The sequence below is a fragment of the Prauserella shujinwangii genome (assembly GCF_003001955.1).
Lineage (GTDB): Bacteria > Actinomycetota > Actinomycetes > Mycobacteriales > Pseudonocardiaceae > Qaidamihabitans > Qaidamihabitans shujinwangii.
In genome coordinates, this window is record NZ_PVNH01000004.1 from 379,409 (window position 1) to 403,471 (window position 24,063).

The 24,063-nt window shown below is 72.5% G+C and carries 29 protein-coding genes; 20 read left to right on the plus strand and 9 right to left on the minus strand.

Annotation, left to right across the window (positions count from 1 at the left end; all coding sequences use genetic code 11):
* Nucleotides 1–42: 42 nt before the first annotated feature.
* The 4 genes from bioD to B0I33_RS11600 all read left to right on the plus strand — a co-directional run bounded on the left by bioD (nt 43) and on the right by B0I33_RS11600 (nt 2,746).
* Entirely contained in the window at nt 43–768 is a 726-nt protein-coding gene (gene bioD / locus B0I33_RS11585; RefSeq protein ID WP_106178618.1) for a dethiobiotin synthase, read from the plus strand.
* A gap of 76 nt (nt 769–844) precedes the next feature.
* Complete coding sequence (bioB, locus tag B0I33_RS11590) at nt 845–1,873, plus strand: biotin synthase BioB (protein ID WP_106178619.1); 1,029 nt, start codon at nt 845–847, stop codon at nt 1,871–1,873.
* Nucleotides 1,870–2,079: a biotin synthase auxiliary protein BsaP gene (bsaP, locus tag B0I33_RS11595; RefSeq protein WP_106178620.1), complete on the plus strand. Its 210-nt coding sequence runs from the start codon at nt 1,870–1,872 to the stop codon at nt 2,077–2,079. The genes bioB and bsaP overlap by 4 nt, the downstream gene beginning before the upstream one ends.
* Nucleotides 2,080–2,155: 76 nt before the next feature.
* Entirely contained in the window at nt 2,156–2,746 is a 591-nt protein-coding gene (locus tag B0I33_RS11600) for a DUF2567 domain-containing protein (protein ID WP_245900613.1), read from the plus strand.
* 12 nt (nt 2,747–2,758) lie between these two features.
* On the opposite strand, the gene B0I33_RS11605 is transcribed toward B0I33_RS11600, so the two are convergent.
* Nucleotides 2,759–3,472, minus strand: a complete 714-nt coding sequence (locus tag B0I33_RS11605) for an LON peptidase substrate-binding domain-containing protein (protein ID WP_106178621.1) — start codon at nt 3,470–3,472, stop codon at nt 2,759–2,761.
* Between the two features lie 9 nt (nt 3,473–3,481).
* Nucleotides 3,482–4,165, minus strand: a complete 684-nt coding sequence (locus B0I33_RS11610) for an NUDIX hydrolase (RefSeq protein ID WP_106178909.1) — start codon at nt 4,163–4,165, stop codon at nt 3,482–3,484.
* A gap of 105 nt (nt 4,166–4,270) precedes the next feature.
* Here B0I33_RS11610 and nadA point away from each other — a divergent pair, with 105 nt between their 5' ends.
* The 4 genes from nadA to B0I33_RS11630 all read left to right on the plus strand — a co-directional run bounded on the left by nadA (nt 4,271) and on the right by B0I33_RS11630 (nt 8,443).
* Nucleotides 4,271–5,278 (plus strand): quinolinate synthase NadA, encoded by a 1,008-nt coding sequence (gene nadA / locus B0I33_RS11615; protein WP_106178622.1) that lies wholly within the window; start codon nt 4,271–4,273, stop codon nt 5,276–5,278.
* Nucleotides 5,275–6,930, plus strand: a complete 1,656-nt coding sequence (locus tag B0I33_RS11620) for an L-aspartate oxidase (protein WP_106178623.1) — start codon at nt 5,275–5,277, stop codon at nt 6,928–6,930. The genes nadA and B0I33_RS11620 overlap by 4 nt, the downstream gene beginning before the upstream one ends.
* Before the next feature lie 139 nt (nt 6,931–7,069).
* A complete protein-coding gene (nadC, locus tag B0I33_RS11625) occupies nt 7,070–7,924 on the plus strand; it encodes a carboxylating nicotinate-nucleotide diphosphorylase (RefSeq protein ID WP_106178624.1) in 855 nt (284 codons plus the stop codon).
* 57 nt (nt 7,925–7,981) lie between these two features.
* Nucleotides 7,982–8,443, plus strand: coding sequence for a hypothetical protein (locus B0I33_RS11630; RefSeq protein WP_106178625.1), 462 nt, complete (start codon nt 7,982–7,984; stop codon nt 8,441–8,443).
* On the opposite strand, the gene B0I33_RS11635 is transcribed toward B0I33_RS11630, so the two are convergent.
* Nucleotides 8,410–9,264, minus strand: a complete 855-nt coding sequence (locus B0I33_RS11635; protein WP_245900633.1) for a type VII secretion protein EccE — start codon at nt 9,262–9,264, stop codon at nt 8,410–8,412. The genes B0I33_RS11630 and B0I33_RS11635 overlap by 34 nt on opposite strands.
* A gap of 163 nt (nt 9,265–9,427) precedes the next feature.
* On the opposite strand from B0I33_RS11635, the gene B0I33_RS11640 reads away from it, so the two are divergent.
* A complete protein-coding gene (locus tag B0I33_RS11640) occupies nt 9,428–10,069 on the plus strand; it encodes a LuxR C-terminal-related transcriptional regulator (RefSeq protein WP_106178627.1) in 642 nt (213 codons plus the stop codon).
* Between the two features lie 32 nt (nt 10,070–10,101).
* Here B0I33_RS11640 and B0I33_RS11645 read toward each other — a convergent pair whose 3' ends face one another.
* Nucleotides 10,102–10,902, minus strand: coding sequence for a carbon-nitrogen hydrolase family protein (locus tag B0I33_RS11645; RefSeq protein ID WP_106178628.1), 801 nt, complete (start codon nt 10,900–10,902; stop codon nt 10,102–10,104).
* 99 nt (nt 10,903–11,001) lie between these two features.
* Between B0I33_RS11645 and hisD the strand changes: the two genes are divergently transcribed.
* Genes hisD through B0I33_RS29915 form a run of 4 tightly spaced genes read left to right on the plus strand, consistent with a single transcriptional unit; the run spans nt 11,002 to nt 14,176 of the window.
* Nucleotides 11,002–12,324: a histidinol dehydrogenase gene (gene hisD / locus B0I33_RS11650; protein WP_106178629.1), complete on the plus strand. Its 1,323-nt coding sequence runs from the start codon at nt 11,002–11,004 to the stop codon at nt 12,322–12,324.
* Nucleotides 12,324–13,421, plus strand: coding sequence for a histidinol-phosphate transaminase (locus B0I33_RS11655; RefSeq protein ID WP_106178630.1), 1,098 nt, complete (start codon nt 12,324–12,326; stop codon nt 13,419–13,421). Before hisD ends, B0I33_RS11655 begins: the two co-directional genes overlap by 1 nt.
* The gene (gene hisB / locus B0I33_RS11660; RefSeq protein ID WP_106178631.1) at nt 13,418–14,017 is read left to right on the plus strand and encodes an imidazoleglycerol-phosphate dehydratase HisB; all 600 of its coding nucleotides are present in this window, start codon (nt 13,418–13,420) and stop codon (nt 14,015–14,017) included. The genes B0I33_RS11655 and hisB overlap by 4 nt, the downstream gene beginning before the upstream one ends.
* Complete coding sequence (locus B0I33_RS29915) at nt 14,018–14,176, plus strand: hypothetical protein (protein ID WP_181193255.1); 159 nt, start codon at nt 14,018–14,020, stop codon at nt 14,174–14,176. It begins immediately after the preceding gene.
* 53 nt (nt 14,177–14,229) lie between these two features.
* On the opposite strand, the gene B0I33_RS11665 is transcribed toward B0I33_RS29915, so the two are convergent.
* Entirely contained in the window at nt 14,230–16,383 is a 2,154-nt protein-coding gene (locus B0I33_RS11665; protein ID WP_106178632.1) for an MMPL family transporter, read from the minus strand.
* Nucleotides 16,384–16,580: 197 nt separating this feature from the next.
* Here B0I33_RS11665 and B0I33_RS11670 point away from each other — a divergent pair, with 197 nt between their 5' ends.
* Nucleotides 16,581–17,150, plus strand: a complete 570-nt coding sequence (locus tag B0I33_RS11670; protein ID WP_106178633.1) for a TetR/AcrR family transcriptional regulator — start codon at nt 16,581–16,583, stop codon at nt 17,148–17,150.
* Between the two features lie 157 nt (nt 17,151–17,307).
* Here the strand turns inward: B0I33_RS11670 and soxR are convergent, their stop codons facing one another.
* The 3 genes from soxR to B0I33_RS11685 form a co-directional block, all read right to left on the minus strand.
* Nucleotides 17,308–17,769, minus strand: coding sequence for a redox-sensitive transcriptional activator SoxR (gene soxR, locus B0I33_RS11675; protein WP_106178634.1), 462 nt, complete (start codon nt 17,767–17,769; stop codon nt 17,308–17,310).
* Between the two features lie 25 nt (nt 17,770–17,794).
* Nucleotides 17,795–17,974 carry a hypothetical protein gene (locus tag B0I33_RS11680; RefSeq protein ID WP_106178635.1) on the minus strand — a complete coding sequence of 60 codons (180 nt, stop codon included), beginning with the start codon at nt 17,972–17,974 and terminating at the stop codon, nt 17,795–17,797.
* 124 nt (nt 17,975–18,098) lie between these two features.
* A complete protein-coding gene (locus tag B0I33_RS11685; RefSeq protein ID WP_106178636.1) occupies nt 18,099–19,142 on the minus strand; it encodes a LacI family DNA-binding transcriptional regulator in 1,044 nt (347 codons plus the stop codon).
* A gap of 330 nt (nt 19,143–19,472) precedes the next feature.
* On the opposite strand from B0I33_RS11685, the gene B0I33_RS11690 reads away from it, so the two are divergent.
* From B0I33_RS11690 to lpdA, 4 genes are read left to right on the plus strand one after another with little or no spacing between them, the layout of a single operon-like run.
* Nucleotides 19,473–19,880: a nitroreductase family deazaflavin-dependent oxidoreductase gene (locus B0I33_RS11690; protein WP_106178637.1), complete on the plus strand. Its 408-nt coding sequence runs from the start codon at nt 19,473–19,475 to the stop codon at nt 19,878–19,880.
* Between the two features lie 21 nt (nt 19,881–19,901).
* The gene (locus B0I33_RS29920; RefSeq protein WP_181193256.1) at nt 19,902–20,075 is read left to right on the plus strand and encodes a hypothetical protein; all 174 of its coding nucleotides are present in this window, start codon (nt 19,902–19,904) and stop codon (nt 20,073–20,075) included.
* Nucleotides 20,045–20,782: a lysophospholipid acyltransferase family protein gene (locus B0I33_RS11695; RefSeq protein ID WP_106178638.1), complete on the plus strand. Its 738-nt coding sequence runs from the start codon at nt 20,045–20,047 to the stop codon at nt 20,780–20,782. Before B0I33_RS29920 ends, B0I33_RS11695 begins: the two co-directional genes overlap by 31 nt.
* Before the next feature lie 8 nt (nt 20,783–20,790).
* Nucleotides 20,791–22,191: a dihydrolipoyl dehydrogenase gene (lpdA, locus tag B0I33_RS11700; RefSeq protein WP_106178639.1), complete on the plus strand. Its 1,401-nt coding sequence runs from the start codon at nt 20,791–20,793 to the stop codon at nt 22,189–22,191.
* A gap of 102 nt (nt 22,192–22,293) precedes the next feature.
* On the opposite strand, the gene B0I33_RS11705 is transcribed toward lpdA, so the two are convergent.
* Nucleotides 22,294–22,623: an AMED_5909 family protein gene (locus tag B0I33_RS11705; RefSeq protein ID WP_342750057.1), complete on the minus strand. Its 330-nt coding sequence runs from the start codon at nt 22,621–22,623 to the stop codon at nt 22,294–22,296.
* A 153-nt stretch (nt 22,624–22,776) separates the two neighbouring features.
* Between B0I33_RS11705 and B0I33_RS11710 the strand changes: the two genes are divergently transcribed.
* Both B0I33_RS11710 and B0I33_RS11715 read left to right on the plus strand, forming a co-directional pair.
* On the plus strand, nt 22,777–23,520 hold the full coding sequence (locus B0I33_RS11710; RefSeq protein ID WP_106178641.1) for a DUF5919 domain-containing protein: 744 nt from the start codon (nt 22,777–22,779) through the stop codon (nt 23,518–23,520).
* 8 nt (nt 23,521–23,528) lie between these two features.
* Nucleotides 23,529–23,999: an NUDIX hydrolase gene (locus B0I33_RS11715; RefSeq protein WP_106178642.1), complete on the plus strand. Its 471-nt coding sequence runs from the start codon at nt 23,529–23,531 to the stop codon at nt 23,997–23,999.
* Nucleotides 24,000–24,063 lie beyond the last annotated feature (64 nt).

Consider the following 24,063-nt stretch of genomic DNA (forward strand, 5'->3'; position numbering starts at 1 on the left):
CGGGTGACAGCGGCTCCGGGCCCCGGTACTAGTGTCGCTGCCGTGACCGTGCTGGTGATCTCTGGAACGGGGACCGGCGTCGGCAAGACCGTGGTGACCGCGGCGATCGCCGCGCTCGCGCGCGACCGCGGTGAGGGCGTCGCCGTGCTCAAGCCCGCGCAGACGGGCGTGGCGCAGGACGAGGCGGGCGATCTCGCGGACGTCCGGCGCCTCGCCGGTGATGACGTGCCCACCCGGGAGCTGCGCCGCTATCCCGATCCGCTGTCGCCGGAGGCCGCCGCCCGGCACAGCGGGTTCCCGGAGGTCACCCCGGCCGAGGCCGCCCGGTCCGCCGCCGAACTGCACGAGCACCACCAGCTGGTGCTCGTCGAGGGCGCGGGCGGGCTGCTGGTGCGCTTCGACTCCGCCGGAGGAACGCTCGCCGACGTGGCCTGGTCGCTGGCCGCGCCGGTGGTGATCGTCGCGCAGGCCGGGCTGGGCACGCTCAACGCCACGGCGCTGACCGCCGAGGTGGCCACCCGGCGGGGGCTGAACGTACTGGGCGTGATCATCGGGTCGTGGCCAGCCGAGCCGGACCTCGCCGCGCGCTCCAACGTCACCGACCTGCCCGTCGCGGCCGGGGCGCCACTGCTCGGCGTGCTCCCCGAGGGGCTCGGCGGGGCCGGGCGAGCGGAGTTCCTCGAGGAGGCAAGGCGAGGCCTCTCGCCGTGGTTCGGCGGCGAGTTCGACCCCGACTGCTTCGCGGGCCGGGCATCAGCGCAGACGTGACGCACGTCGCTGTACCGTGCCCGCACCGTCAGTCACACTCACCGAGCACGCCAACGATCCGCACAAAGGAGATGCCGTGACGGCCGTAGCCGACGAGACGACCACCGAGGCGGACATCCTCGCGGTGGCGCGGGAGCAGGTACTCGAGCGCGGCGAGGGACTGTCCGAACGGCAGGTGCTCGACGTGCTCCGGCTGGCCGACGACCGGGTGCCGGAACTGCTCGCGCTGGCCCACGAGGTCCGCATGCGCTGGTGTGGTCCCGAGGTCGAGGTCGAGGGCATCGTCAGCCTGAAGACCGGCGGCTGCCCGGAGGACTGCCACTTCTGCTCCCAGTCCGGCCGGTTCCCGACCCCCGTGCGCTCGGCGTGGCTCGACATCCCCGGCCTCGTCAAGGCCGCCGCGGAGACCGCCGCCACCGGGGCGACCGAGTTCTGCATCGTCGCCGCCGTGCGCGGCCCGGACGCCCGCCTGCTCTCCCAGGTCCGGGACGGCATCAAGGCCATCCGCGAGTCCGGCAACGACATCCAGATCGCCTGCTCGCTCGGCATGCTCACGCAGGAACAAGTCGACGAGCTCGTCGAGATGGGCGTGCACCGGTACAACCACAACCTCGAGACCGCCCGCTCCCATTTCCCGAACGTCGTCACCACGCACACGTGGGAGGAGCGCTGGGAGACGCTGCGCATGGTCCGCGAGGCCGGGATGGAGGTGTGCTGCGGCGGCATCCTCGGCATGGGGGAGACCGACGAGCAGCGGGCCGAGTTCGCCGTGCAGCTCGCCGAGCTGGACCCGCACGAGGTCCCGATGAACTTCCTCATCCCGCAGCCCGGCACGCCGTACGAGTCCTACGACGTCATCGAGGGCAAGGACGCGCTGCGTCTCGTCGCCGCGTTCCGCCTGGCCATGCCGCGCACCATGCTCCGGTTCGCGGGCGGCCGGGAACTCACCCTCGGCGACCTCGGCGCCGAACAGGGGATGCTCGGCGGTATCAACGCGATCATCGTCGGCAACTACCTGACCAACCTGGGCAGGCCCGCCGAGCAGGACCTCGAGATGCTCTCCGGTCTCAAGATGCCGATCAAGGCGCTCAGCGAGACGATATGACCGACCGCTTCTGCGTCCACTGTGGACAGGCCTACGACGGCTCGGGGCACGCGGAGTGCCGGAACCCCCGCACCGCGCTGGAGCCGCCGCGGTACTGCCCGCAGTGCGCGCGCAGGATGGTCGTGCAGGTGACACCGAGCGGGTGGCAGGCGCGGTGCAGCAGGCACGGCGAGGCCACCTCGGCGGACGCGCCCGCCCCCGGCTGACGGCGTCCCAGGTGGCGGCCGTTTCCCCATGCTCTAGGCTCGCGCGGGGAGCGGCGAGTCGCGATGGAGGTCCGCAGTGCGGGAGTCGGCCGGAACGGCCCAGCGCGAGAACGGCACCGCGTGGGCGCGGGTCTTCGCCGTCGAGCCGCCACGGCCGAAAGTCGTGGTCAAGGCCGACCTGCTGCCCGCGCTGACCGTCCTGTCCATGGTCGGGCTGCTCGGCATCCCGATCGGCTGGATCTGGTCGATGCTCGCCCCGCCCCAGCGCATGCGGGTGGTCTCGGCCGACCGTGATCCCGTGCCGCTGCAGCTGGAGAGCTGGCACCGTTTCGACGACCTGGCGATCTTCCTGCTGCTCGGGTTCGGCGCCGGCCTGCTCGCCGGTATCGCGGTGTGGCTGCTCCGGGAGCGGCGCGGCCCGGTGATCCTGCTGGCCGCGATCACGGGCTCGGTGTTCGCGGCCTGGCTCGGTATGCGCATGGGCATCGCGTTCGCCGGTGGCCGCTACACGATCACCGACGCTCCCGCGATCGGCGACGTCGTCGTGAAGGGGCCCGTGCTCGAGTCCGGCTGGGCACTGCTGGCGCAGCCGCTGGGTACCGCGCTGGCCTACGGCACGCTCGCCGCCTGGAACGGGCGCGACGACCTCGGCCGCCGCCTGGGTTGAGCCCCGCGTTCGCTAGTTGAGGTGCGCGGGCTCCGCGGGCCCCGCCAACTCGCCCGGGGGTGGCGGCACCGCCCGCAACAGGGAAAGGAAGCCCGCCTCCCGGCGCAGCAGCTCGCACGTCAGGTGCAACCGGCGCAGCGGCCTGCGCTCCTCGAGCAACGCCTGCCGGTCCGGCAGGGGCAGCGCGCAGTCCGCGGCCAGCAGGTACGACAGCCGCGCCGGGTCGGTCCCGGCGGGCGGCAGGTGCCAGTCCTCACGCTCCCACGCCGCCATGCAGTAGCGCCGGTGCGCGGCCCTGGCCCCGGCGCACAGCAGGTCGGTGGCCTCCGTGCCCTCCTCGGGCAGCGGGATGTCGTCGAGCCACTCGACCGTCCCGAGCAGGTACGGCGCCGACCAGCTGTCCACCGACAGCAGCCGGAAGCGGCGCTGGCCGGTGGTGACGATGTCGAAGCGGCCGTCCGGCAGCCGCTGCGCCTCGCGCAGCAGCGCGGCGCAGCCGACCGGGTGCAGGTGCTCCAGCCGCTCGACCTCCCGCACGAACGTGGTCCGGATGGCGATCACGCCGAACAGCCGGTCCGGCACGGTGCCGGTCATCAGGTCGACCGTGAGCTGGCGGTAACGCGGCTCGAAGATGTGCAGGGGCAGGTAGGCGCCGGGTAGCAGCACCGTCTGCAGCGGGAACAACGGTAGTGTCGTCCGCTCGCTCTCCGGTGTCGTCTCGGGCACGCCCTCACGTTACGGTGTCCGCCGCCGCTTCGCCCGTTCGCGTGGAACCGGTGGTCGGAACACCGCGAAGGGGTCCGTCACCTGCATTCCGCGGTGCGTGAACCGGTACAGCGCGGCCGGTCTGCCGCCCGTCCGCCCCGACGGCGCCGTGCAGCCGGTCGGTTCCAGCAGTCCCCGGCGCGAGAGCACGCGCTGCAGGTTCGTCGCCGACACGCGGTAGCCCAGTGCCGCGGAGTACAGGTCGCGCAGCGCCGAGATCGTGAACTCGGCGGGGGCGAGGGCGAAACCCAGATTGGTGTAGCTCAGCTTCGCCCGTAGCCGCTCGCGGGCCCGCAGCACGATCGCCTGGTGGTCGAACGCCGTCCGGGGCAGGTCGTCCACCGGATGCCACGCGGTGTCCTCCGGCACCTCGGGATCGACGTCCGACGGCACCAGCCCGAGGAACGCGGTGGCGACCACCCTCGGCCCCGGCACCCGGTCCGGTGCGCTGAACACCGCGAGCTGCTCGACGTGGGAGAGCTGTTTGATGTCGACCTTCTCGGCGAGCTGGCGCCGGATGGAGGCCTCGACGTCCTCGTCCGGGCGGAGCCTGCCACCCGGCAGCGACCAGCGCCCGATGTGCGGGTCGAGCGCGCGCCGCCACAGCAGCACCTGCAGGCTCGCGGGCCCCGGTGTGGCGCAACGCACCTGCAGGACCGCCGCCAGCACCTCGTGTGCCAACGGGGCGCTGCTGTTAATATGAGAACGCACGGTTTTCGATTGTAAGGCGAAAACCCGCCGACATGCCAGGAGGCGCACATGACCTTGCAGGCGCAAGACCTCGTCCCGTTCGGTGGTGTCGACGCGGACGCGGCCTGGGCGGAGGAGGTGCGCCGGCTCGCGCGGGAACGCGACGCCGTGCTGCTCGCGCACAACTACCAGCTGCCGGAGATCCAGGAGGTCGCCGACCACACCGGCGACTCGCTGGCGCTCAGCCGGATCGCCGCGGCCAGCGACGCGAGCACGATCGTGTTCTGCGGTGTCCACTTCATGGCCGAGACCGCGAAGATCCTCGCCCCCGGCAAGACGGTGCTCATCCCGGACGCCAGGGCGGGCTGCTCGCTCGCCGACTCCATCACCGGCGAGCAGCTGCGCGCGTGGAAGGCCGAGCACCCCGGCGCGGTGGTGGTCTCCTACGTCAACACGACCGCCGAGGTGAAGGCGGAGACCGACATCTGCTGCACGTCCTCCAACGCGGTGGACGTGGTGGCGTCCATCCCCGCCGACCGGGAGGTGCTGTTCTGCCCGGACCAGTTCCTCGGCGCGCACGTCAGGCGCGAGACCGGCAGGGAGAACCTGCACGTCTGGGCCGGGGAGTGCCACGTGCACGCCGGGATCAACGGTCCCGAGCTCGCCGAGCGCGCCGCCGCGGACCCGGACGCGGACCTGTTCATCCACCCCGAGTGCGGCTGTGCCACGTCGGCGCTGTACCTCGCGGGTGAGGGAGCCGTGCCCGCGGACAAGGTGAAGATCCTCTCCACCGGCGACATGCTGAAGGCCGCCCGCTCCACCAGCGCGCGGTCGGTGCTCGTCGCCACCGAGGTCGGGATGCTGCACCAGCTGCGCAAGGCCGCTCCCGAGATCGACTTCCGCGCGGTGAACGACCGGGCGTCCTGCCGCTACATGAAGATGATCACGCCCGCCGCCCTGCTGCGTGCGCTGCGCGAGGGCAGGGACGAGGTCCACGTGGACGCCGACACGGCGGCCCGCGCGCGGGCCTCGGTGCAGCGGATGATCGAGATCGGACAGCCCGGCGGCGGCGAATGAGCCCGGTTTTGCCCTCCGGGGCGAAAACCACGCAGGCGCCGCAGTGGGAGGCGAGAGCCGACCTGGTCGTGCTGGGCACCGGGGTCGCCGGGCTGACGGCGGCCCTGCGCGCCCGCGAGCTGGGCCTGCGCGTGCTCGTGGTCACCAAGGCGGGCGTCGGCGACGGCAACACCCGCTGGGCGCAGGGCGGTGTCGCCGTGGTCCTCGACGGAGACCACGACGAGGGTGACTCGGTCGCCGCCCACGCCGAGGACACCGTCACCGCGGGCGCGGGGCTGTGTGATGTCGCCGCCGTGCGCGGGATCGTGGCCGGGGGCCCGGCCGCCGTCGCCCGGCTGCGCCGCCGCGGGGCCCGGTTCGACGTCTCCGGCCCGGGGACGGCGGGGCTGGCGCGGACCCGCGAGGGCGGGCACAGCGCCTTCCGGGTCATCCACGCCGGTGGCGACGCGACCGGCGCCGAGGTGGAGCGCGCGCTCGTGGCCGCCGCGACCGGGCACGGGCTGCCCGTGCTGGAGCGGCACATCGCCGTCGACGCCCTGCGGACCCCGCTGGGCGAAGTGGCGGGCGTGACCGTGCTGGCCCCGGACGGCGTGCCCGGCGTGCTGCGCGCACGGGCCGTGCTCGTGGCCACCGGCGGGCTCGGCCAGCTCTACCAGGCCACCTCCAACCCCGAGGTCGCCACGGGCGACGGGCTCGCGCTGGCACTGCGGGCCGGTGCGGTCGCGGCGGACGTGGAGTTCGTCCAGTTCCACCCCACGGTGCTCTACACGCCCGGCGCGCGAGGCCGCTGCCCGCTGGTCACCGAGGCGGTGCGCGGCGAGGGGGCGGTGCTCCTCGACGGCGCGGGCGCGCCCGTGATGCGCGGTGTCCACCCGCTCGGCGACCTCGCTCCCCGCGACGTCGTCTCGGCGGCGATCACCCGCAGGCTGGCGGAGGCGCCGGGCGGTGTCGACGACCACGTGTTCCTCGACGCCACCGGCATTCCCGGCTTCGCGCGGCGGTTCCCAACCGTGCACGCCGCCTGCGCCGCGGTGGGCGTCGACCCCGCCCGCGAGCCGATCCCGGTCACGCCCGCGGCGCACTTCGCGTGCGGTGGGATCGTCACCGGAACCGACGGCCGCACCACCGTGTCCGGGTTGTACGCGGCGGGTGAGGTCGCGCGCACCGGCCTGCACGGCGCCAACCGGCTCGCGTCCAACAGCCTGCTGGAGGGGCTGGTGCTGGGGGAGCGGGCCGCGGAGTCGGTCGCCGCCGACCTCGCCGCGGGCGCGTGCGCCGATCCGCGGCTCGGGCAGCCGCCCGAGTCGGACGTGGCGCCGGTCGCCGAACGGGACGCCCTGCAGCGGGTGATGAGCAGGTACGCGGCGATCGGCCGGGACGCCGAGGGGCTCGCGGTCGCGGGCTCGGTACTCGATTTGTCGACAACGGACAGTCCGCTCTGGACACAGGAGGCGGTGGAGGACGCGGCGCTCACGCTCGTGGCCGGGGCGCTCGTCGCGGCGGCGGCCCGGCGCACCGAGTCGCGGGGCTGCCACGTGCGCACCGACCATCCCGGGCGGGACGACGTCCGGTGGCGGCGCAGCCAGCTCGTGCGGCTGAGCCCCTCCGGCCAGCCGGTGCTCGCCGGACCGGTCCTGGAGGCCGCCTCGTGAGCGCCGCCCCGAGCTCCCCAATGTGGCATTGGTGGCGTTCAACGCACCGAATGCCGCAGTGGGTGCGCGGGACGCACCGGATGCCGCATTGGGTGCGTTCAGCGCACCGAATGCCACAGTGGGGAAAGGGGATCGCCTCGTGAGCGGGGGGCTCGACGAAGCCGACGTGCGGCGCGTGGTCACCACCGCACTGGAGGAGGACCTGCGCTACGGGCCGGACGCCACCACGGAGGCCACCGTGCCCCGGGACGCCGTGGCGACCGCCGAGCTGACCCCGAGGGTCCGGGGCGTCGTCGCGGGCGTGCCCGTGGCGCGCGCGGTGTTCGACGCCGTGCTCGGAGACGACTACGCCGTCCTGGCCGAGCGGGCCGACGGCAGCACGCTCGGCCCTGGCGAACCCGTGCTCGTCGTGCGCGGCAGTGTGCGCGGGCTGCTCACGGCCGAGCGCACGGCGCTGAACCTGCTGTGCCACCTGTCGGGAGTCGCGACCGCGACCGCGGCCTGGGTCGCCGAGGTCGCCGGCACCGGTTGTGCCATCCGGGACTCCCGCAAGACTCTGCCCGGCCTGCGCCTGCTGCAGAAGTACGCGGTCCGGCAGGGCGGCGGGGCCAACCACCGGCTGGGGCTCGGCGACGCGGTGCTCATCAAGGACAACCACGTGGTGGCCGCCGGTTCGGTGACCGAGGCCCTGCGCCTGGCCCGCGAACGCGCCGCCGGACTGCCCTGCGAGGTCGAGGTGGACGACCTCGACCAGCTGGCCGAGGCCCTCGCCGCCGGCGCCGACGAGGTGCTGCTCGACAACTTCCCGCCCGAGGACTGCGCGAGGGCGGTCCGGCTGCGCGACGCCGCCTCGCCGAAGACCAGGCTCGAGGCCTCCGGCGGGCTCCGCCTGGCCAACGCGCGGGCCTACGCCGAGTCGGGCGTCGACTATCTCGCCGTCGGGGCCCTGACCCATTCGGCGCCGGCCTTGGACATCGGGCTCGACCTGCGGTAGAGGCGGCGGCATTTTTGCCGTCCGCTCTCACCCGTTCCGGTGAGTACCCTGGCCGCGGTGAGCATCTGGGGCAGCAGGGTCGCCGTGGAGCTGGCCAACCGCGCGCTCGACGAGAGCGCGGGGCGCTCCGCCGAGCCCGGTTCGGTGGCCAACGTCCTGCGTTACCTGCGCGAGGCGCGGTTGTGCGGCGAGCAGGCCGACGAGCTGCGCTTCGACGACGTGGCCGCGTTCGGCCGCTGGCTCGACGGCCAGCCGGAGCACCAGGCGCGGATCGGTCTGGTCGAGGTGTTCTCCGGCACCGTGGGCGACCTCGCCGGCGTGCGTGGCGGCGACATCGTGATCGTGGATCCCCCGCCGGGCGGTGGGTCCCCGGTCATCGGCGTCGCGGGGTACGACGGCAGGCTGTACAACCGGGGCGTTGTGGACGTGACGGTCCGCCAGGCCACGGTGCGGGTCTACCGCTACCTCAACCGCGCCGAGACCGGTCAGAGCGCCAGCGGCAGCGTCCGCCGCAGATAGGGCCGGTGCCGCCCGTGCAGCGGCACCAGCGGCACGCCGAAGCCCGCCGCGACCCGCTCGGCGGACTCGCCCGGCCGCAGCCCGAACCGCACGACGAGGTCCTCCCTCGGCGTACCCGACGGCGCGCCGCGCAGGGTGAGCGACACGGCCGTGAACACGGCGCCGGGGGCGGTCGCCGTGAACACCGGCACCGGGCCGGGCGACCGCGCGGGCCGGAAGCAGGCCTGCGCGAGCCCGCCGTCGCTCCAGCTCCGCCACGTCTCCACCCCGCGGATCCCGTCGCCCGCGCCGAGCGCGCGCAGGAGATCGTCCGAGAGCTCCTCGGCGGTGAGCACGGTGCCCCTGGCTCCCGCGGCGGCGAGCAGGTCGGTCAGCAGCGACGCCGCGGCGAGGGTGGCCCGCTGGGCGCCCCGCTCGCCACCACCCCTCAGCCGGGCCGCGAACGGGGCCTCGGCGGCGCGGTACCGCACCACCACCCAGCACACCGGCCCGCCGGAGCCGCTCCACCTGACCAGCTGGGCGCTGACCAGCGGAACCTCCGTCTGCCGGTAGACGGCACGCAGCACCCGCACCGCGGCCGCGACGGCGGCGTGGTGCCCGTCGCTGAGCCGGACGACGGCCGCCCAGGTGTCGCCCACGGCCGCCAGCCCGAGCCCGTGGCCGTGCGAGCTGACCCGGACGGCGTGCAACGGCTCGCGGTCGTCGTGCTGCCGCAGGCGGTAGCCCAGCCACGTCACGGCCCAGAGCGCGAGCCGCCCGCCCCGCACGCGGACCGACGCGACCGCCGCCACCAGCGCCACCAGCGGCGCCAGGACGTCCATCTCCACGGCGTCTCCCGGCGTCGTCCGCCAGCGCGGACGGGTCTGCGGTTGCTGTCCGGATCACCGTAGCGAGCCGGGGGCCTCCGCTCTGCCGGAGAAATTCCCCACAGTTTCCCCTTCGGATAACCTGCTCGGACGCGTGAGCGCGAAAAGAGGGGAGCCGATGAGCGGCGAGATCACGGTCGGGGTGATCGAGGACCACCCGCTGTACCGGGCCGCCGTGGCGAACGTGCTCGCGGAGGCCGACGGCATCGAGCTCGGCGCGGTCGCCGGCTCGGTCGGCAGGTTCCTGGCGCTCGGGCAGCCACCGGGCGGTGTGGTGGTCCTCGACCTGAAGCTGCCCGACCTGGCCGACGCGGCCGCGGTGCTCCGCGTGACGGCCATGGGGCACCGCGTGCTGGTCGTGTCGGCGCACGCGGGCCGCGCGGAGGTGCTCGGCGCCATCTCGGCCGGCGCGCGCGGCTACCTGTCGAAGGACGCCGAGGCCGAGGACATCCTGCATGCCGTGCGCGAGATCGCGGCGGGCCGCTCCTACGTCTCGCCGACGCTGGCCTCCTTCGTGCTCGACGACGAGCGCGCCCGCCACGCGGGACCCCGGCTGGAGCTGTCCGATCGCGAGCGGGAGGTGCTCGCCCTGGTGGCGGCGGGGGAGCGGGACCAGGACATCGCGGAGGCCATGTCGATCAGCGTGCGGACCGTGCGCTCCTACCTGGACCGCATCCGGGACAAGACGGGCCGCCGCCGCAGGCCCGAGCTGACCCGGCTGGCCATCGAACAGGGGATCGCGCTGCCCGGCGACTCGTGAGTGGGAAACGTTGTTAGAACAACGGAAAACACTCACGAGCTGGTCAGGCGGCGGTTGGCCAGCACCCCCGTCGCGGTGCGGGACTTCCCGGCGAGTTCCGGGTCGATGTCGGCGACCAGCAGGTCCGGTGCCGCCGCGAGCTGTGCCCGCACCGCGCCGAACGGATCGGCCACGGTGGAGTAGCCGATGCCGGTGGGCGCCTTCGGGTGCGCGTCGACGCCGCTGGCGGCCGGGTCGGCCTGTCCGCAGGCGAGGACCCAGCAGCCGGAGTCGAGCGCCCGCGCCCGCACCAGCACCTCCCACTGGTCCCGCTTGCCCGGGCCGGCGCCCCACGAGGCGGGCAGCAGCACGGCGCTCGCCCCCTGGCCCGCCAGCCGCTGGAACAGCTCGGGGAACCGCACGTCGTAGCAGGTCGCCAGCCCGAGCCGGACCCCGTCGACGTCGACGGTCACCAGCTCCGTGCCGCCCGCCACCGTGTCGGACTCGCGGAAGCCGAACGCGTCGTAAAGGTGCATCTTGTCGTAGCCCCGGTGCTCACCGAGGCCGGTGACCAGCAGCGTGTTGCGGACGCGGTCGCCGTCCGGGGTGAACATTCCGGCCACCGCCAGCACGTCGTGCTCCCGCGCGAGCTCGGCCACCGCGGTCGCCCACGGCCCGTCGACCGGCTGCGCGAGCGGCGCCAGCCGCACCCCGAAGCGCGCCATCGCCGCCTCCGGGAACACGACCACCCGCGCTCCCTCGCCCGCGGCCCTGGCCACCCACTCACGGACCAGCCGCAGGTTCTCGTCCGGATCGGTACTCGACGTGACCTGGCACAGTGCCACACGCAGCACGGCTACCTCCTTCGCACGGCCGTCCCTCGCCTGTGCGCAGTATGCCGCCGCCCGGCACCGTCGGTCCGCCCCGGACGGCGACCTCGTACCCTTGAGCCCATGCTGAACCGCACCGACCTGCGAGGTCGCGTCCCGTCGCCCGTGGAGCTGCGCGCCACGCTGCCGCGCGCCGAGACCGACGTGGACGCGGTGCTGCATCAGGTGCGCCCGGTGGTCGAGGACGTGCGCGACCGCGGGGTCGAGGCCGTGCTCGAGTACACGGAGCGGTTCGACCGCGTGCGCCCCGGGGCCGTGCGCGTGCCCGCCGCCGTGCTGGACCGCGCGCTGGGTGAGCTGGACACGGCGGTCAGGGAGGCGCTGGAGGAATCGATCGCCCGCGCCCGCCGGGTGCACGCCGACCAGCGCCGCACCGACGTCACGACCCAGGTCGTGCCCGGCGGCACGGTCACCGAGCGCTGGGTGCCGGTGTCCCGCGTCGGCCTGTACGCGCCGGGCGGGCTGGCGGTGTACCCGTCGAGCGTCGTGATGAACGTCGTGCCCGCGCAGGCCGCCGGGGTGGGCTCGCTGGTCGTGTGCTCGCCGCCGCAGGCCGAGTTCGGCGGGCTGCCGCACCCGACGATCCTCGCCGCGGCCGCGCTGCTCGAGGTGGACGAGGTGTGGGCCGCGGGCGGCGCGCAGGCGGTCGCGCTGCTGGCCTACGGCGGCACCGACACCGACGGCAGCCCGCTGGAGCCGGTCGACATGGTGACCGGGCCGGGCAACGTCTACCTCACCGCGGCCAAGCGGATGCTGCGCGGCCTCATCGGCATCGACTCCGAGGCCGGGCCCACCGAGATCGCCGTCCTCGCCGACGACACCGCCGACCCGGCGCACGTCGCGGCCGACCTCGTCAGCCAGGCGGAGCACGACCCGCTCGCCGCGAGCGTGCTCGTCACCACCTCGGAGGCGCTCGCCGACGCCGTCGACGCCGAGCTCGCGCGCCGCGTGGCCGCCACCAAGCACACCGAGCGGATCGAGCAGGCGCTGCGTGGCAAGCAGTCCGGCACCGTCTTGGTGTCCACAGTGGAGGACGGGCTCACCGTGGTCGACGCCTACGCCGCCGAGCACCTGGAGATCCAGACGGCGGACGCGCGCGCGGTCGCGGCCCGCGTGCGCAACGCGGGCGCCGTCTTCGTCGGCCCGTACGCGCCCGTGTCACTCGGCGACTACTGCGCCGGGTCCAACCACGTGCTGCCCACCGGGGGTTACGCGCGGCACTCGTCGGGCCTGTCCGTGCAGAGCTTCCTGCGCGGCATCCACGTCGTCGACTACAGCGCCGAGGCACTGCGCGACGTGGCGGGCAAGGTGGTGGCGCTGGCCGACGCCGAGGACCTGCCCGCACACGGCGAGGCCGTCACGGCCCGGTTCCCCGGGGAGCGGTGATGGGACAGGACGAGGTGACGCTGGCGGACCTGCCGCTGCGCGAGGACCTGCGCGGGCGCAGCCCCTACGGCGCCCCGCAGCTCGACGTCCCGGTCCGGCTCAACACCAACGAGAACCCGTACCCGCCGCCGGATGCGCTGGTCCAGGACGTGACCGACGCCGTCCGGGAGGCGGCCACGGCACTGCACCGCTACCCCGACCGGGACGCGCTCGCGCTGCGCGCCGACCTCGCCGCGTACCTCTCGCGGTCGGCGCGGGTGCCGCTGACCGAGCGGAACGTGTGGGCGGCCAACGGCTCCAACGAGATCCTGCAGCAGCTGCTGCAGGCCTTCGGCGGGCCGGGCCGCACGGCGCTCGGTTTCGAGCCGTCGTACTCGATGCACCCGATCATCGCGGCGGGAACCCGCACCGAGTGGCTGCCCGCGCCGCGCCGGGACGACTTCAGCCTCGACACGGGCCGCGCGGCGGGGCTGGTCGCCGAGCGGCAGCCGGACGTCGTGTTCGTCACCAGCCCGAACAACCCCACGGGCGGGTCGATCCCGCTGGACGAGCTGGCGGCGGTGCTGCGGGCCGCGCCCGGGATCGTGGTGGTGGACGAGGCCTACGCGGAGTTCTCCGCCCAGCCGAGCGCGGTGCGCCTGCTGGCCGAGTTCCCCGCGAAGCTGGTGGTGTCGCGCACGATGAGCAAGGCGTTCGCGTTCGCGGGCGGCAGGCTCGGCTACCTCGCCGCGGCGCCCGCCGTCGTCGACGCCCTGCAGCTGGTGCGCCTGCCGTACCACCTCTCGGTGCTGACGCAGGCCGCCGCCCGTGCCGCGCTGCGCCACGCGGTGGAGACGCTGGCCTCGGTGGCGAAGCTCGCCGCCGAGCGCGACCGCGTGGCGGAGTCCCTGCAGGGGCTCGGCTTCGCGCCCGTGCCGAGCGACGCCAACTTCATCCTGTTCGGACGGTTCGGCGACGCGGCGGCGGCCTGGCGGTCCTATCTGGACCACGGCGTGCTGATCCGCGACGTCGGCATCGAGGGACACCTCCGTGTCAGCATCGGCACGCCGGAGGAGAACGACGCCTTCCTGGAGGCGAGCAAGGAGGTGGCGCGGTGAGCCGCGTCGGCAAGGTGGAGCGCACCACCAAGGAGTCGTCGATCCGCGTCGAGGTCGACCTCGACGGCACCGGCCGGGTCGAGGTGAGCACGGGTGTTCCGTTCTACGACCACATGCTGCACTCGTTCGGCGTGCACGGGTCGCTGGACCTGCGGATCGAGGCCGAGGGCGACGTCCACATCGACGCCCACCACACGGTGGAGGACACCGCGATCGTGCTCGGCCAGGCGATCCGGGACGCGCTCGGCGACAAGAAGGGCATCCGCCGCTTCGGCGACGCGTGGATCCCGATGGACGAGACACTCGCGCACGCCGCGATCGACGTCTCCGGCAGGCCCTACTGCGTGCACGTTGGCGAGCCCGCCGAGTTCACCACGTTCACCATCGGCGGCAACTACCCGTTCGTGCTGAACCGGCACGTGTTCGACTCGCTGTCCTTCCACGCGCAGATCGCGCTGCACGTGCGGGTGCTGCACGGCCGCGACCCGCACCACATCGCGGAGGCCCAGTACAAGGCCGTCGCGCGGGCGCTGCGGGCCGCCACCGAGGCCGACCCCAGGGCAGGCGGGATCCCCTCCACGAAGGGTGTGCTCTAGGTGTCCGGTGAGTGGGTCGCCGTCCTGCTGTTCGCGGTCGCCGGGTTCCTGGCCGGCGGTGTCTACAGCACCTGGAAGACGGCGCGAGGGCTCGCGGTGGCCCTGGGGGTCGCCGCGGCGCTCGCGGTCGGCGGTGGCGTCGCCTGGCTGGTGAGCTGATCAGACCGGTTCCGGAACTGTCATGAGTGGCTCGTGACGTCCGGGCGCGCGACTCAGACGGGTTCGAGCGTCCGGTCCGGCCGGCGCCCGCCGAGCCGCTCGCCCTCGACGTCGAGGTTCGGCAGCACCCGGCCCAGCCACGCGGGCAGCCACCAGGCGCTCCTGCCGAGCAGCGACATCACCGCGGGCACGATCGTCATCCGCACCACGAACGCGTCCACCGCGACGCCGAACGCGAGGGCGAACCCGATCGACTGGATGAGCGTGTCCTGGGCGAGCACGAACCCGGCGAACACGCTGATCATGATCAGAGCGGCCGCGACGACGACCCGGGAGCCGTGCCGGAAACCGGTGATCATCGCCGTGTCCGGGTCCGCGCCGTGCACGTGTTCCTCGCGCATGCGGGTGACGAGGAAGACCTGGTAGTCCATCGCGAGCCCGAACAGGACACCGATCAGCAGGATCGGCAGCATGCTCATGATCGGTCCGGTGGTCTCGACGCCGAGCACGTCGGACAGCCAGCCCCACTGGAACACCGCCACCACGGCGCCGAACGTCGCCACGACGGAGCCGAGGAAGCCGACGGTGGCCTTGAGCGGCACCACCAGCGAGCGGAACACCAGGGTCAGCAGCACGAACGCGAGCCCGACGATGAGTGCGAGATAGGGCAGCAGCGCGTCCGACATCGTCTGCGAGACGTCGATGTTCATCGCCGTCTGCCCCGTGACGGCCACGTGGTCGCCGGTCCGGTCGCGGATCGTCTCGACGAGGTCCTCGGTGGCCTGGCTGCTCGGGCCGCTCTGCGGGATGGCCGTGAGCAGCGCGGTGCCGCCCTGCGGGCTCAGCTGCGGCGGCGTCACGGCGGCGACGTCCGGCAGGTCCCCGATCAGCCGTGCCGTTTCCTGCGCCGCGGCACTGGCGCCGTTGCCCGCGTCCTCGACCACGATCGTGAGCGGACCGTTGGCTCCCTCCCCGAAACCGGAGCTGACCAGCTCGTACGCCGCGCGCTGGGTGGTGCCGGGCGCGGCCGTGCTGTCGTCGGGCAGGCCGAGCTGCATGCCGGACGCGGGAATCGCCACGACGCCCAGCGCGGCGACGGCGGCGACGAGCACCGGGATCCGGCGGCGGGCGACAAACGACGCCCAGCGGGCACCCACCCCGCGCCGGTCGCCGTCGCGGCCACGCAGGCCGGGGATACGGCCGCCGAGCACCCTGGCGCCCGCGAACCCGAGCAGCGCGGGCAGCAGCGTGAGCGCGATGAGCACGGCGATGGCCACGGTCACCGACGCGGCGAGGCCCATCTCGCCCAGCAGCGGGATGCCGACCACGGTCAGCCCGGCCAGCGCGATGATCACCGTGAGCCCGGCGAACACCACGGCCGAGCCCGCCGTGCCGACGGCGTGGGCGGCGGCGTCCTCGGGGGCGCGGCCCTGCTGCAGCTCGTGGCGGTAGCGGGACACGATGAACAGCGCGTAGTCGATGCCCACGGCCAGGCCCAGCATGAGTGCCAGCACCGGGGTGTTGGAGTTCAGCTCGAGCGGGCCGGAGGCGATCCAGATCGCCGACATGCCGACGCCGATGCCGAGCAACGCGGTGAGCAGCGGCAGCCCCGCCGCGATCAGCGAGCCGAACGTGATCACCAGGACGAGGGCGGCGACCGCCACGCCGATGCCCTCGGTGGGCTCGGTGACCGGCATCGGCTGCACGGCGTCGCCGCCGAACTCGACGGTCAGCCCGGCCTGGCGGCCGGTGTCCGCGGCCGCCATGAGCGCGTCGCGGTCGGCCTCGGTCAGCTCGAACGCCTGCACCTGGTAGCTGACCTGCGCCAGGGCGACGCGGCCGTCCGGCGAGACCGAGCGCGACTGGAACGGGTCGGCGACGTTCACGACCTTCGGCGCCTCGCGCAGCGCGCCGACGACCTCGGTCACGGCGGCCCGGTTCGCGGGCTCGGCGAGCGTCTCGCCCTCCGGCGCGGCGATGGCCACCCGCGCGGTCGCTCCGCCGACGGCGGCCTGCGGGAACTCGTCCTGCAGGCGGTCGATCGCCTGCTGCGACTCGGTGCCCGGCATGCTCACCGAGTTCGTCATCTGGCCGGACAGCGTCATCGCGCCCAGCCCGAGCAGCACGAGCAGGGTGGCCCACACCGCGGTGACCAACCCGCGCCTGCGGAAGGAGAACCGGGCGAGCCGGGACAGGAGTAGTGCCACGCCAGAGGCTCCGTTCTGCTGCGTTCACTCGTACGGGTAGCGCCCCCGAAGCTAGCCGATCGGCAAGGCCACGTCCAAGCCGTTCGGCAAGTATGTGACTTGCCGAACAGCTAGTGGCGAACTTGCCGATCGACAAGTACGGGGTTTGCCGATCGGCAAGCGACCGCGTAGTGTCGGCTGGCTCATGGAGGAGGACGATGACTGCCGGCACCGTTGCGGACACCCGGTCGCGTCTGCTGGCGACGGCGCTCAAGCTGTTTCGCGAGCACGGCGTGGAGGGCACGTCGCTGCAGATGATCGCCGACGAGCTCGGGGTCACGAAGGCGGCGGTGTACTACCACTTCCACACGAAGGACGAGATCGCGGAGGCCGTGGCGGCCCCGGCGCTGCGCGAGCTGCTGGAGATCACGGAGGCGGCGGCCGCCCACCGCAGACAGGGCGCGCGGGTGGATCACGCGCTGGCCGGATTCGTGGACCTGGTGGTGCGTCATCGCGCGCTGCTGGCGCTGTGCAACAGCGATCCGGGCCTGGTGCGCGCGATCGACCGGACGCTGAACGGCCTCGACGACTTCAAGGTGCGCCTGCTGGACGTGCTCGCCGGGCCCGACCCCGACCTCGAACTGATGATCTCCGTGCACGTCGCGCTGGCCGGCATCGCGCTGGCCGGCGGCTCGCCGGATCTGGCCGACGTGGACGACGAGACGCTGCGCGAGCACCTCACCGGCATCGGCAGGCGGCTGCTGCGCCGCCCCCGGCGCCGGGCCTGACCGCGCCGCACCGGACGCACCCAAGGCGCGCACCCAATGTGGCTTTCGGTGCGTTGGGCGCACCCAATGTGGCGTTCGGTGCGTTGGATGCACCCGATGTGGCTTTCGGTGCGTTCAACGCAACCGATGCCACATTGGGGAGCTTCCCGCGGCGCGGTCAGATGCCGCCCTCGGTGGCCGGCTTGAGCAGCGGAGCGCCGGGGCCGAACCGGGCCAGCCGGTCGTCCACGTTGTGCAGCGCGCACGTGCGCAGGGACAGGCAGCCGCAGCCGACGCAGCCGGTGAGCTGATCGCGGAGCCGCTGCAGTGCGTCGATCCGGGCGTCGAGTTCGTCGCGCCAGTTCCGCGAGAGCTTGGCCCAGTCCGCCTTCGTGGGGGCGTGGTCCCTCGGCAGCGTGGCGAGCGCGTCACCGATCTGCTCCAGGCTGAGACCCACCCGCTGCGCCGCGCGGATGAACGCGATCCGGCGGAGCACGGTGCGGGGGTAGCGGCGCTGGTTGCCCGCCGATCGCTCCGACGTGATCAGCCCTCGCTCCTCGTAGAAACGCAACGTGGTGTGAGGTACGCCACTGCGTTCCGCCACCTGTCCGATGCTCAGGTAATCGGCAAGCTTCGTCACACACCCAGCCTACCTGGACTTACAGCTAGGTCGAGGTTCGCGTGGACGTGTCGTCCCAGGTCGGCGTGTCGCGGGGTGGAGGGTCGTCCTCGATCCGCCGGCGGGTCTGCCGGGGCAGCACCACGTCGGTGATGACCGGGAAGGGCTCGCTGTCGACGTCCTCCCGCCACGCCCTGAGCAGGCGTTCCAGCTTGTCGTCGGCCATGGTGGCCTCCCGAGGCAGCGGATACCAACAGTGTATACCCGCAGGGGGCCGGGTTAAACCTCGAATCCGGTCCGGCGACCGGCCGCCGCCCTGGTCGAGGCGGCCAAACGATGTCCACAGTGGACTATTCCGGCTCGGGTGCGGGCGGCGCCGTGCTCGCCCGCACCACCACCTCGCCGGGCAGCCGGACGACCCGGCTGCGCTTGCCCCGGTTGTCGCGGATCGCCAGCTCCATCGCGCGCTCGCCGAGCTCCTCCAGCGGCAGGGCCACGGTGGTCAGCGGGGGGGTGAGGTCGCGGACCACGGGGATGTCGTCGAACCCGGCCAGCGACACGTCGCCGGGGACCCTGAGGCCCGCCTCCCTCACCGCGGTGAGCGCGCCGATCGCCATCACGTCGGTCACGGCGAACACGCAGGTCGCGCGCAGACCTCTGGCCAGCAGCTCGGTCATCGCCGCGTGCCCGCCGTCGCGGGTGAAGGCCGACTCGACGATGTCCTCCTCGGCGAGCTCCACGCCGGCCTCGGCGAGGGCGTCCCGGAACCCGCCGAGCCGGTCGACGACGGTCGTGAGCGCGCGCGGGCCCGCCAGCACGGCGAACCTCCGGTGGCCCTGCTCGAGCAGCGTCCGCGCGAGCGCGGCGGCGCCCTCCCGGTTCTCCGGCTGCACGCAGTCGACCCGGAGGCTGCGGTGCCTGCTGACCACCGCGACCTGCCCGCCACCGCGCCGGTACGGCTCGATCTCGGCGGACAGCGCGCGCTCCCACGCCCGGTCCTCGAATCCCGAGCCGATCAGCAGGATCGCCGAGGCTCGCTGCGCCCGCAGCGTCGAGACGTACGCGATCTCCTTCTGCGGGTCGCGGAAGGTGCTGGCCAGCATGACGAGCAGCCCGTTGTCCCCGGCCACGCGCATCACGCCGCGCGCGATCGCGGCGAAGTAGGGGTCGCTGACGTCGTGGCAGATCACCCCGACCGTCCGGTGCGAGGCGCCCGCGAGCGCCTGCGCGTGCGCGTTCGGCGTGTAGGCCAGCCGTTCGGCGGCCGCGAACACCCGGTCGCGCAGGTCGGCACGGACCTTCGTGGTGCCGTTGAGCGCCCTGGAGGCCGTGGCCAGGGACACCTCGGCAGCCCGGGCCACGTCCTCCAGCGTCACGTGCGGGCGGGCTTCCATGCTGTCTCCTGTGCCTGGGGAGGGGGTACGGCATCGTCCTGGGCCGGACCGCTCCGACCGTCCCACTGTACCTGAAAGCGCATTCAGAAAGCGCATTCAGATCCGCTTTCACCGGTTCGGTCCGGGTTTCCGCGCTCGCCGGAAACGGAGGGCAGGACCGATCACGGATGGTGACTGTCGGGCACCCTCGGTGACATCGGGTCGGGTCGGCATCCCGCCGAAGGTACCTCCCGTGACTCTCCACAAAGGAACCGGACGGCGGGGGAGCCGGTCCCGTCGATTCCTGGCATCCTGATCAGTGACCGCACCTTCGGTGAAGGGAACGAGTGGATGCTTTTCGGTGACGAACACGTCCGGCGCTACGAGGAGACCGACGGGGAGGTCGGGCACGACTGGGAGGGCGGCGCGCCCTGCCTCGTGCTCACCATGAAGGGCCGCCGGACGGGGGAGCCCCGCAAGTTCGCCCTGATCTACCAGGAGCACGACGGCGACTACGTCGTCGTGGCGTCCAAGGGCGGGGCCGACTCGCACCCCGGCTGGTACCTCAACCTCCAGCAGGACCCCGACGTGCAGGTGCAGGTGCGGGCCGACCGCTTCCCCGCGAAGGCACGCACCGCGACGCCGGAGGAGAAGGCGCGGCTGTGGCCCAAGATGGTCCGCGTGTGGCCGGACTACGACGAATACCAGAAAAAGACTGACAGGGACATTCCGGTCGTCATACTGGAGCGTGTGGCCTGACTCCGGACGAAGGGGGCGACCATGGCGCGGCAGTCCACCGTCGACGTCGCCGGTCTGCTGGCCAAGCTGGCGGAGGCGCAGCACCAGGCCGAACGGGGCGAGCTGAACCCCGCCGAGCTTCCGGGCCTGGTCAGAGCGCAGCGGATCGTGCGGGAGGCGGCGGGCTGGCCGATCGAAGCCGACTCCGACCGCTGAGCCCGCGTGGGCTGCCCCGCCGTGGGCGCGGCTTCTGGTTCGGCCTCGCCATCGACGTCCTGTGGCCGCTGCTCACGCTGGCGACGCGGTTGCGGGTGGGCGGCACGCGGCACGTCCCCCGCACCGGCGGGGCGCTGATCGCGAGCAACCACCTGTCCAACGCCGACCCGATCACCGTCACCGCGTTCTGCCTGGTCGCCGGGCGGGTGCCCCGATTCCTCGCCAAGGCGGTGCTGTGGCGGGTGCCGGTGGTCCGCGCCGTGATGCGGTCGGGAAGGCACATCCCGGTGCACCGGGGAAGGGCCAGCGCGCTCGACTCGTACCGGGACGTGGTGGCCGCGGTGCGCGAGGGCGACTGCGTGGTGGTGTTCCCCGAGGGGACGTTCTCCGACCGCGCCGACGAGTGGCCGATGCAGGGCAAGACCGGGCTCGCGCGGATCGCGCTCACCACCGGCGCGCCCGTGGTCCCGGTCGCGAACTGGGGCACGCACCACGTCCTGCCGGACGGCGCGCGGTGGCCCCGGCTGCGGCCGCGGCGGAGGGTCGAGCTGCTCGCGGGCCCGCCTGTGGACCTGTCCGACCTGGCGGGGCCCAAGCCGTCGGCCTCGCAGTTGCGGGAGGCGACGACGCGCATCATGACAGCCATCACAGTCCTGCTCGCCGAGGTGCGCGGGGAGTCCCCGCCACCCGAACAGGTGAAGGCATAATCCCGGCCATGAGCGAACACTTCGACGTTGTGGTGCTGGGTGCCGGCCCGGGCGGCTACACCGCGGCCGTCCGGGCGGCGCAGCTGGGCTACGACACCGCGATCATCGAGGAACGCTACTGGGGCGGGGTGTGCCTGAACGTCGGCTGCATCCCGTCGAAGGCCCTGCTGCGGAACGCCGAGCTGGCCCACCTGTTCACCAGGGAGGCCCGGACGTTCGGCATCCAGGTCGACGGCGAGGTGACGTTCGACTACCTGGCCGCCTTCCAGCGCAGCCGCAAGGTGGCCGACGGGCGCGTCAAGGGCGTGCACTACCTGATGAAGAAGAACGCGATCACGCAGTTCGAGGGCAGGGGCACGTTCACAGGCGACAGGTCGATCGAGGTGCGGCGGGCGAGCGGGGAGACCGAGACGGTCACGTTCGACCACTGCATCATCGCGACCGGCGCCTCGGCGAAGCTGCTGCCCGGGACGTCGCTGACCGAGCGGGTGGTGACGTACGAGGAACAGATCCTCGCCGCGGAACTGCCGGAGAGCATCGTGATCGCCGGTGCGGGCGCGATCGGCGTCGAGTTCGCGTACGTGCTGCACAACTACGGCGTCAAGGTCACCATCGTCGAGTTCATGGATCGCATGGTGCCCCTGGAGGACGAGGAGGTGTCGGCCGAGCTGGCGCGGCGCTACCGCAGGCTGGGTATCGACGTGTTCACCTCCACCCGCGTGGAGTCCATCGAGGACCACGGTCCGCAGGTGCGGGTCACCGTGTCCCAGGACGGTGAGCAGCAGACCATCGAGGCCGACAAGGTTTTACAGGCCATCGGATTCCAGCCCAATGTGGACGGATACGGGCTGGAGAACACCGGCGTTCGGCTCACCGAGCGCGGTGCGATCGACGTGGACGGCCGCTGCCGCACGAGCGTGCCGCACATCTTCGCGATCGGCGACGTCACGGCGAAGCTGATGCTCGCGCACGCCGCCGAGTCGATGGGCATCGTCGCCGCCGAGACCATCGCCGACGCGGAGACGATGGAGCTCGACTACCGGATGATCCCGCGCGCCACCTACTGCCAGCCGCAGATCGCCAGCTTCGGGCTCACCGAGGAGCAGGCGCGTGCGGAGGGCCACGACGTCCAGGTGCAGAAGTTCCCGTTCACGGCCAACGGCAAGGCGCACGGCCTCGGCGACACGGTGGGCTTCGTGAAGATCCTGTCCGACGCGAAGTACGGTGAGCTGCTCGGCGCGCACCTCATCGGCCCGGAGGTCACCGAGCTGCTGCCGGAGCTGACCCTGGCCCAGCAGTGGGACCTGACGGTGCACGAGGTGGCCCGCAACGTCCACGCCCACCCGACCCTCGGCGAAGCCGTGAAGGAAGCCATCCACGGCCTTGCCGGCCACATGATCAACATGTGAGCCGGGACCCCTGCGAGCTGGTTTCCCGGTTCGCAGGGGTCCCGGCCAAGCTGGGCGACTTCCCGTGGTGCGGACGACGAACAGGCTCGTCCTCGGTCGTGCTCACTGACGCGTCGCGGCGGAAGCACTCACGATGAGTTGCGCGGTGATCTCGTCGGCCTTACGGCTCTCCCGGCCAGCCCAGTACAGCGCCTCGTGGTGATGGCCCCGGTCGATCTCAGCTACCCGCGCGTAGGTGGCGGCGCTCCGCCGATAGTAGTCGCGCCACACCTGCGGTGCGGCGTCGTCGGGCGGCCGGATCGAGCTTAGCGCCTCATGAGCCTGCATCAGCGTCCGGACCTCCCGGGGACCGCCTGTGTCTGCCATGCGGTTCACCTCCTCTCGCCGTTTCGGATCAGCCAGTCGCCGTCGCTTCCCGGCCGAGATCGCCATGGAAACTCCTTCGTGGGGTTATCACCTGGGCCCGTCCCGGCAATCTGCCCCCACTATCGGCGAGATCGGCGGACGTGATCACCACCAGGTAGGACATCTCGGGACGTCCTTGGTACGGTTCGAAGACGTCCCTACAAGTCCCCTGGGGTTGACATGCCGAATGAGCGGCTCAGAGACGCGCTGATGCGCAACGGGTTGGCGCTTGACCAGGTAGCCAAGGCCGTGAATGTCGACCCGAAGACGGTGGAACGCTGGATCACCAAGGGGCGGCTTCCGTACCCGAAACACCGGCACAAGATCGCCGCGATGACACGGGAGCCGGAAAGCTACCTCTGGCCGCAGGCGATCGATCCGGAACGGAAGGCGGAGAGTGCCGTCGCTGAGGTGGTCCGTGTGTTCCCCCACCGCAATGCGATTCCGGCCGAGCTGTGGGACCGGCTGATCGACGAGGCCGAGCACAACGTCGACATCCTTGTGCACGCCGGACTGTTCCTCGTGGAGCGGCCGACGTTCGTCAAGGATCTGGCGCGTAAGGCGAAGGCCGGAGCGACGATTCGGCTGTTGTTCGGCGACCCCGACTGTGACAGTGTGGCGCTGCGCAGCGAGGAGGAACAGCTCGGGGAGGGCACACTCGCCGCGCGTATCCGGAACGCGCTGGCATTCTACCGCCCGCTGCAGGACGTCGACGGCGTCGACATGCGGTTCCACCACACGACGCTGTACAACTCGATCTTCCGTTTCGACGACGAGATGATCGTCAACACGCACGTCTATGGGTTCCAGGGCGCGCACGCGCCGTCGCTGTACCTGCGCAGGCTCTCGGCCGGGGACCTGTTCGACACCTACTCGGAGAGCGTCGAGGCCGCCTGGACCCGCTCCCGCCCGGCCACCTTCTAGGAGGCACGATGGCCCGCCGGGACTACTACAACGACCCGAACGCACCGGCCGCGAACAGCATCGCCATCGCGGTCAGCGTGTTCATCCAGGACGAGCAGGGCCGGATACTCATGATCCGCCGAACGGACAACGACTACTACGCCATCCCCGGCGGGCAGTTGGAACTAGGGGAGACGCTGAGCCAAGCCGCCGTGCGGGAGGTCCGCGAGGAGACCGGCATCGAGTGCGAGGTCACGGGCCTGATCGGCATCTACTCCAACCCGAACCACGTCATCGCCTACGACGACGGCGAAGTCCGCCAGGAGTTTTCCATCTGCTTCCGCGCCAAGCCGCTCGGTGGGGAGCTACGCACGAGCAGCGAGAGTAGGGAAGTGCATTGGCTCGAACCTGGCCAGCTCGCAAGGCTGAACGTCCATCCGTCAATACGTCTGAGGCTGCGTCACGCTCAGCACGTTCGAACGGAACCATTCTTTACGTGATCGGCGGTTCTTTGCCGTGCCTCCTTCGGATGTTTCGCCCTCCGTGGTGAACCCGTGGCACAGA

Bases quoted from the DNA above. Each gene is read 5' to 3' on its own strand.
- bsaP (WP_106178620.1), top strand. From the start codon at position 1,870: ATGACCGACCGCTTCTGCGTCCACTGTGGACAGGCCTACGACGGCTCG.
- nadA (WP_106178622.1), top strand. From the start codon at position 4,271: ATGACCTTGCAGGCGCAAGACCTCGTCCCGTTCGGTGGTGTCGACGCG.
- B0I33_RS11620 (WP_106178623.1), top strand. From the start codon at position 5,275: ATGAGCCCGGTTTTGCCCTCCGGGGCGAAAACCACGCAGGCGCCGCAG.
- B0I33_RS11635 (WP_245900633.1), bottom strand. From the start codon at position 9,264: ATGGACGTCCTGGCGCCGCTGGTGGCGCTGGTGGCGGCGGTCGCGTCG.
- B0I33_RS11640 (WP_106178627.1), top strand. From the start codon at position 9,428: ATGAGCGGCGAGATCACGGTCGGGGTGATCGAGGACCACCCGCTGTAC.
- hisD (WP_106178629.1), top strand. From the start codon at position 11,002: ATGCTGAACCGCACCGACCTGCGAGGTCGCGTCCCGTCGCCCGTGGAG.
- B0I33_RS11655 (WP_106178630.1), top strand. From the start codon at position 12,324: ATGGGACAGGACGAGGTGACGCTGGCGGACCTGCCGCTGCGCGAGGAC.
- B0I33_RS11670 (WP_106178633.1), top strand. From the start codon at position 16,581: ATGACTGCCGGCACCGTTGCGGACACCCGGTCGCGTCTGCTGGCGACG.
- B0I33_RS11680 (WP_106178635.1), bottom strand. From the start codon at position 17,974: ATGGCCGACGACAAGCTGGAACGCCTGCTCAGGGCGTGGCGGGAGGAC.
- B0I33_RS11685 (WP_106178636.1), bottom strand. From the start codon at position 19,142: ATGGAAGCCCGCCCGCACGTGACGCTGGAGGACGTGGCCCGGGCTGCC.
- B0I33_RS11690 (WP_106178637.1), top strand. From the start codon at position 19,473: ATGCTTTTCGGTGACGAACACGTCCGGCGCTACGAGGAGACCGACGGG.
- B0I33_RS29920 (WP_181193256.1), top strand. From the start codon at position 19,902: ATGGCGCGGCAGTCCACCGTCGACGTCGCCGGTCTGCTGGCCAAGCTG.
- lpdA (WP_106178639.1), top strand. From the start codon at position 20,791: ATGAGCGAACACTTCGACGTTGTGGTGCTGGGTGCCGGCCCGGGCGGC.
- B0I33_RS11705 (WP_342750057.1), bottom strand. From the start codon at position 22,623: ATGGCGATCTCGGCCGGGAAGCGACGGCGACTGGCTGATCCGAAACGG.
- B0I33_RS11710 (WP_106178641.1), top strand. From the start codon at position 22,777: ATGCCGAATGAGCGGCTCAGAGACGCGCTGATGCGCAACGGGTTGGCG.
- B0I33_RS11715 (WP_106178642.1), top strand. From the start codon at position 23,529: ATGGCCCGCCGGGACTACTACAACGACCCGAACGCACCGGCCGCGAAC.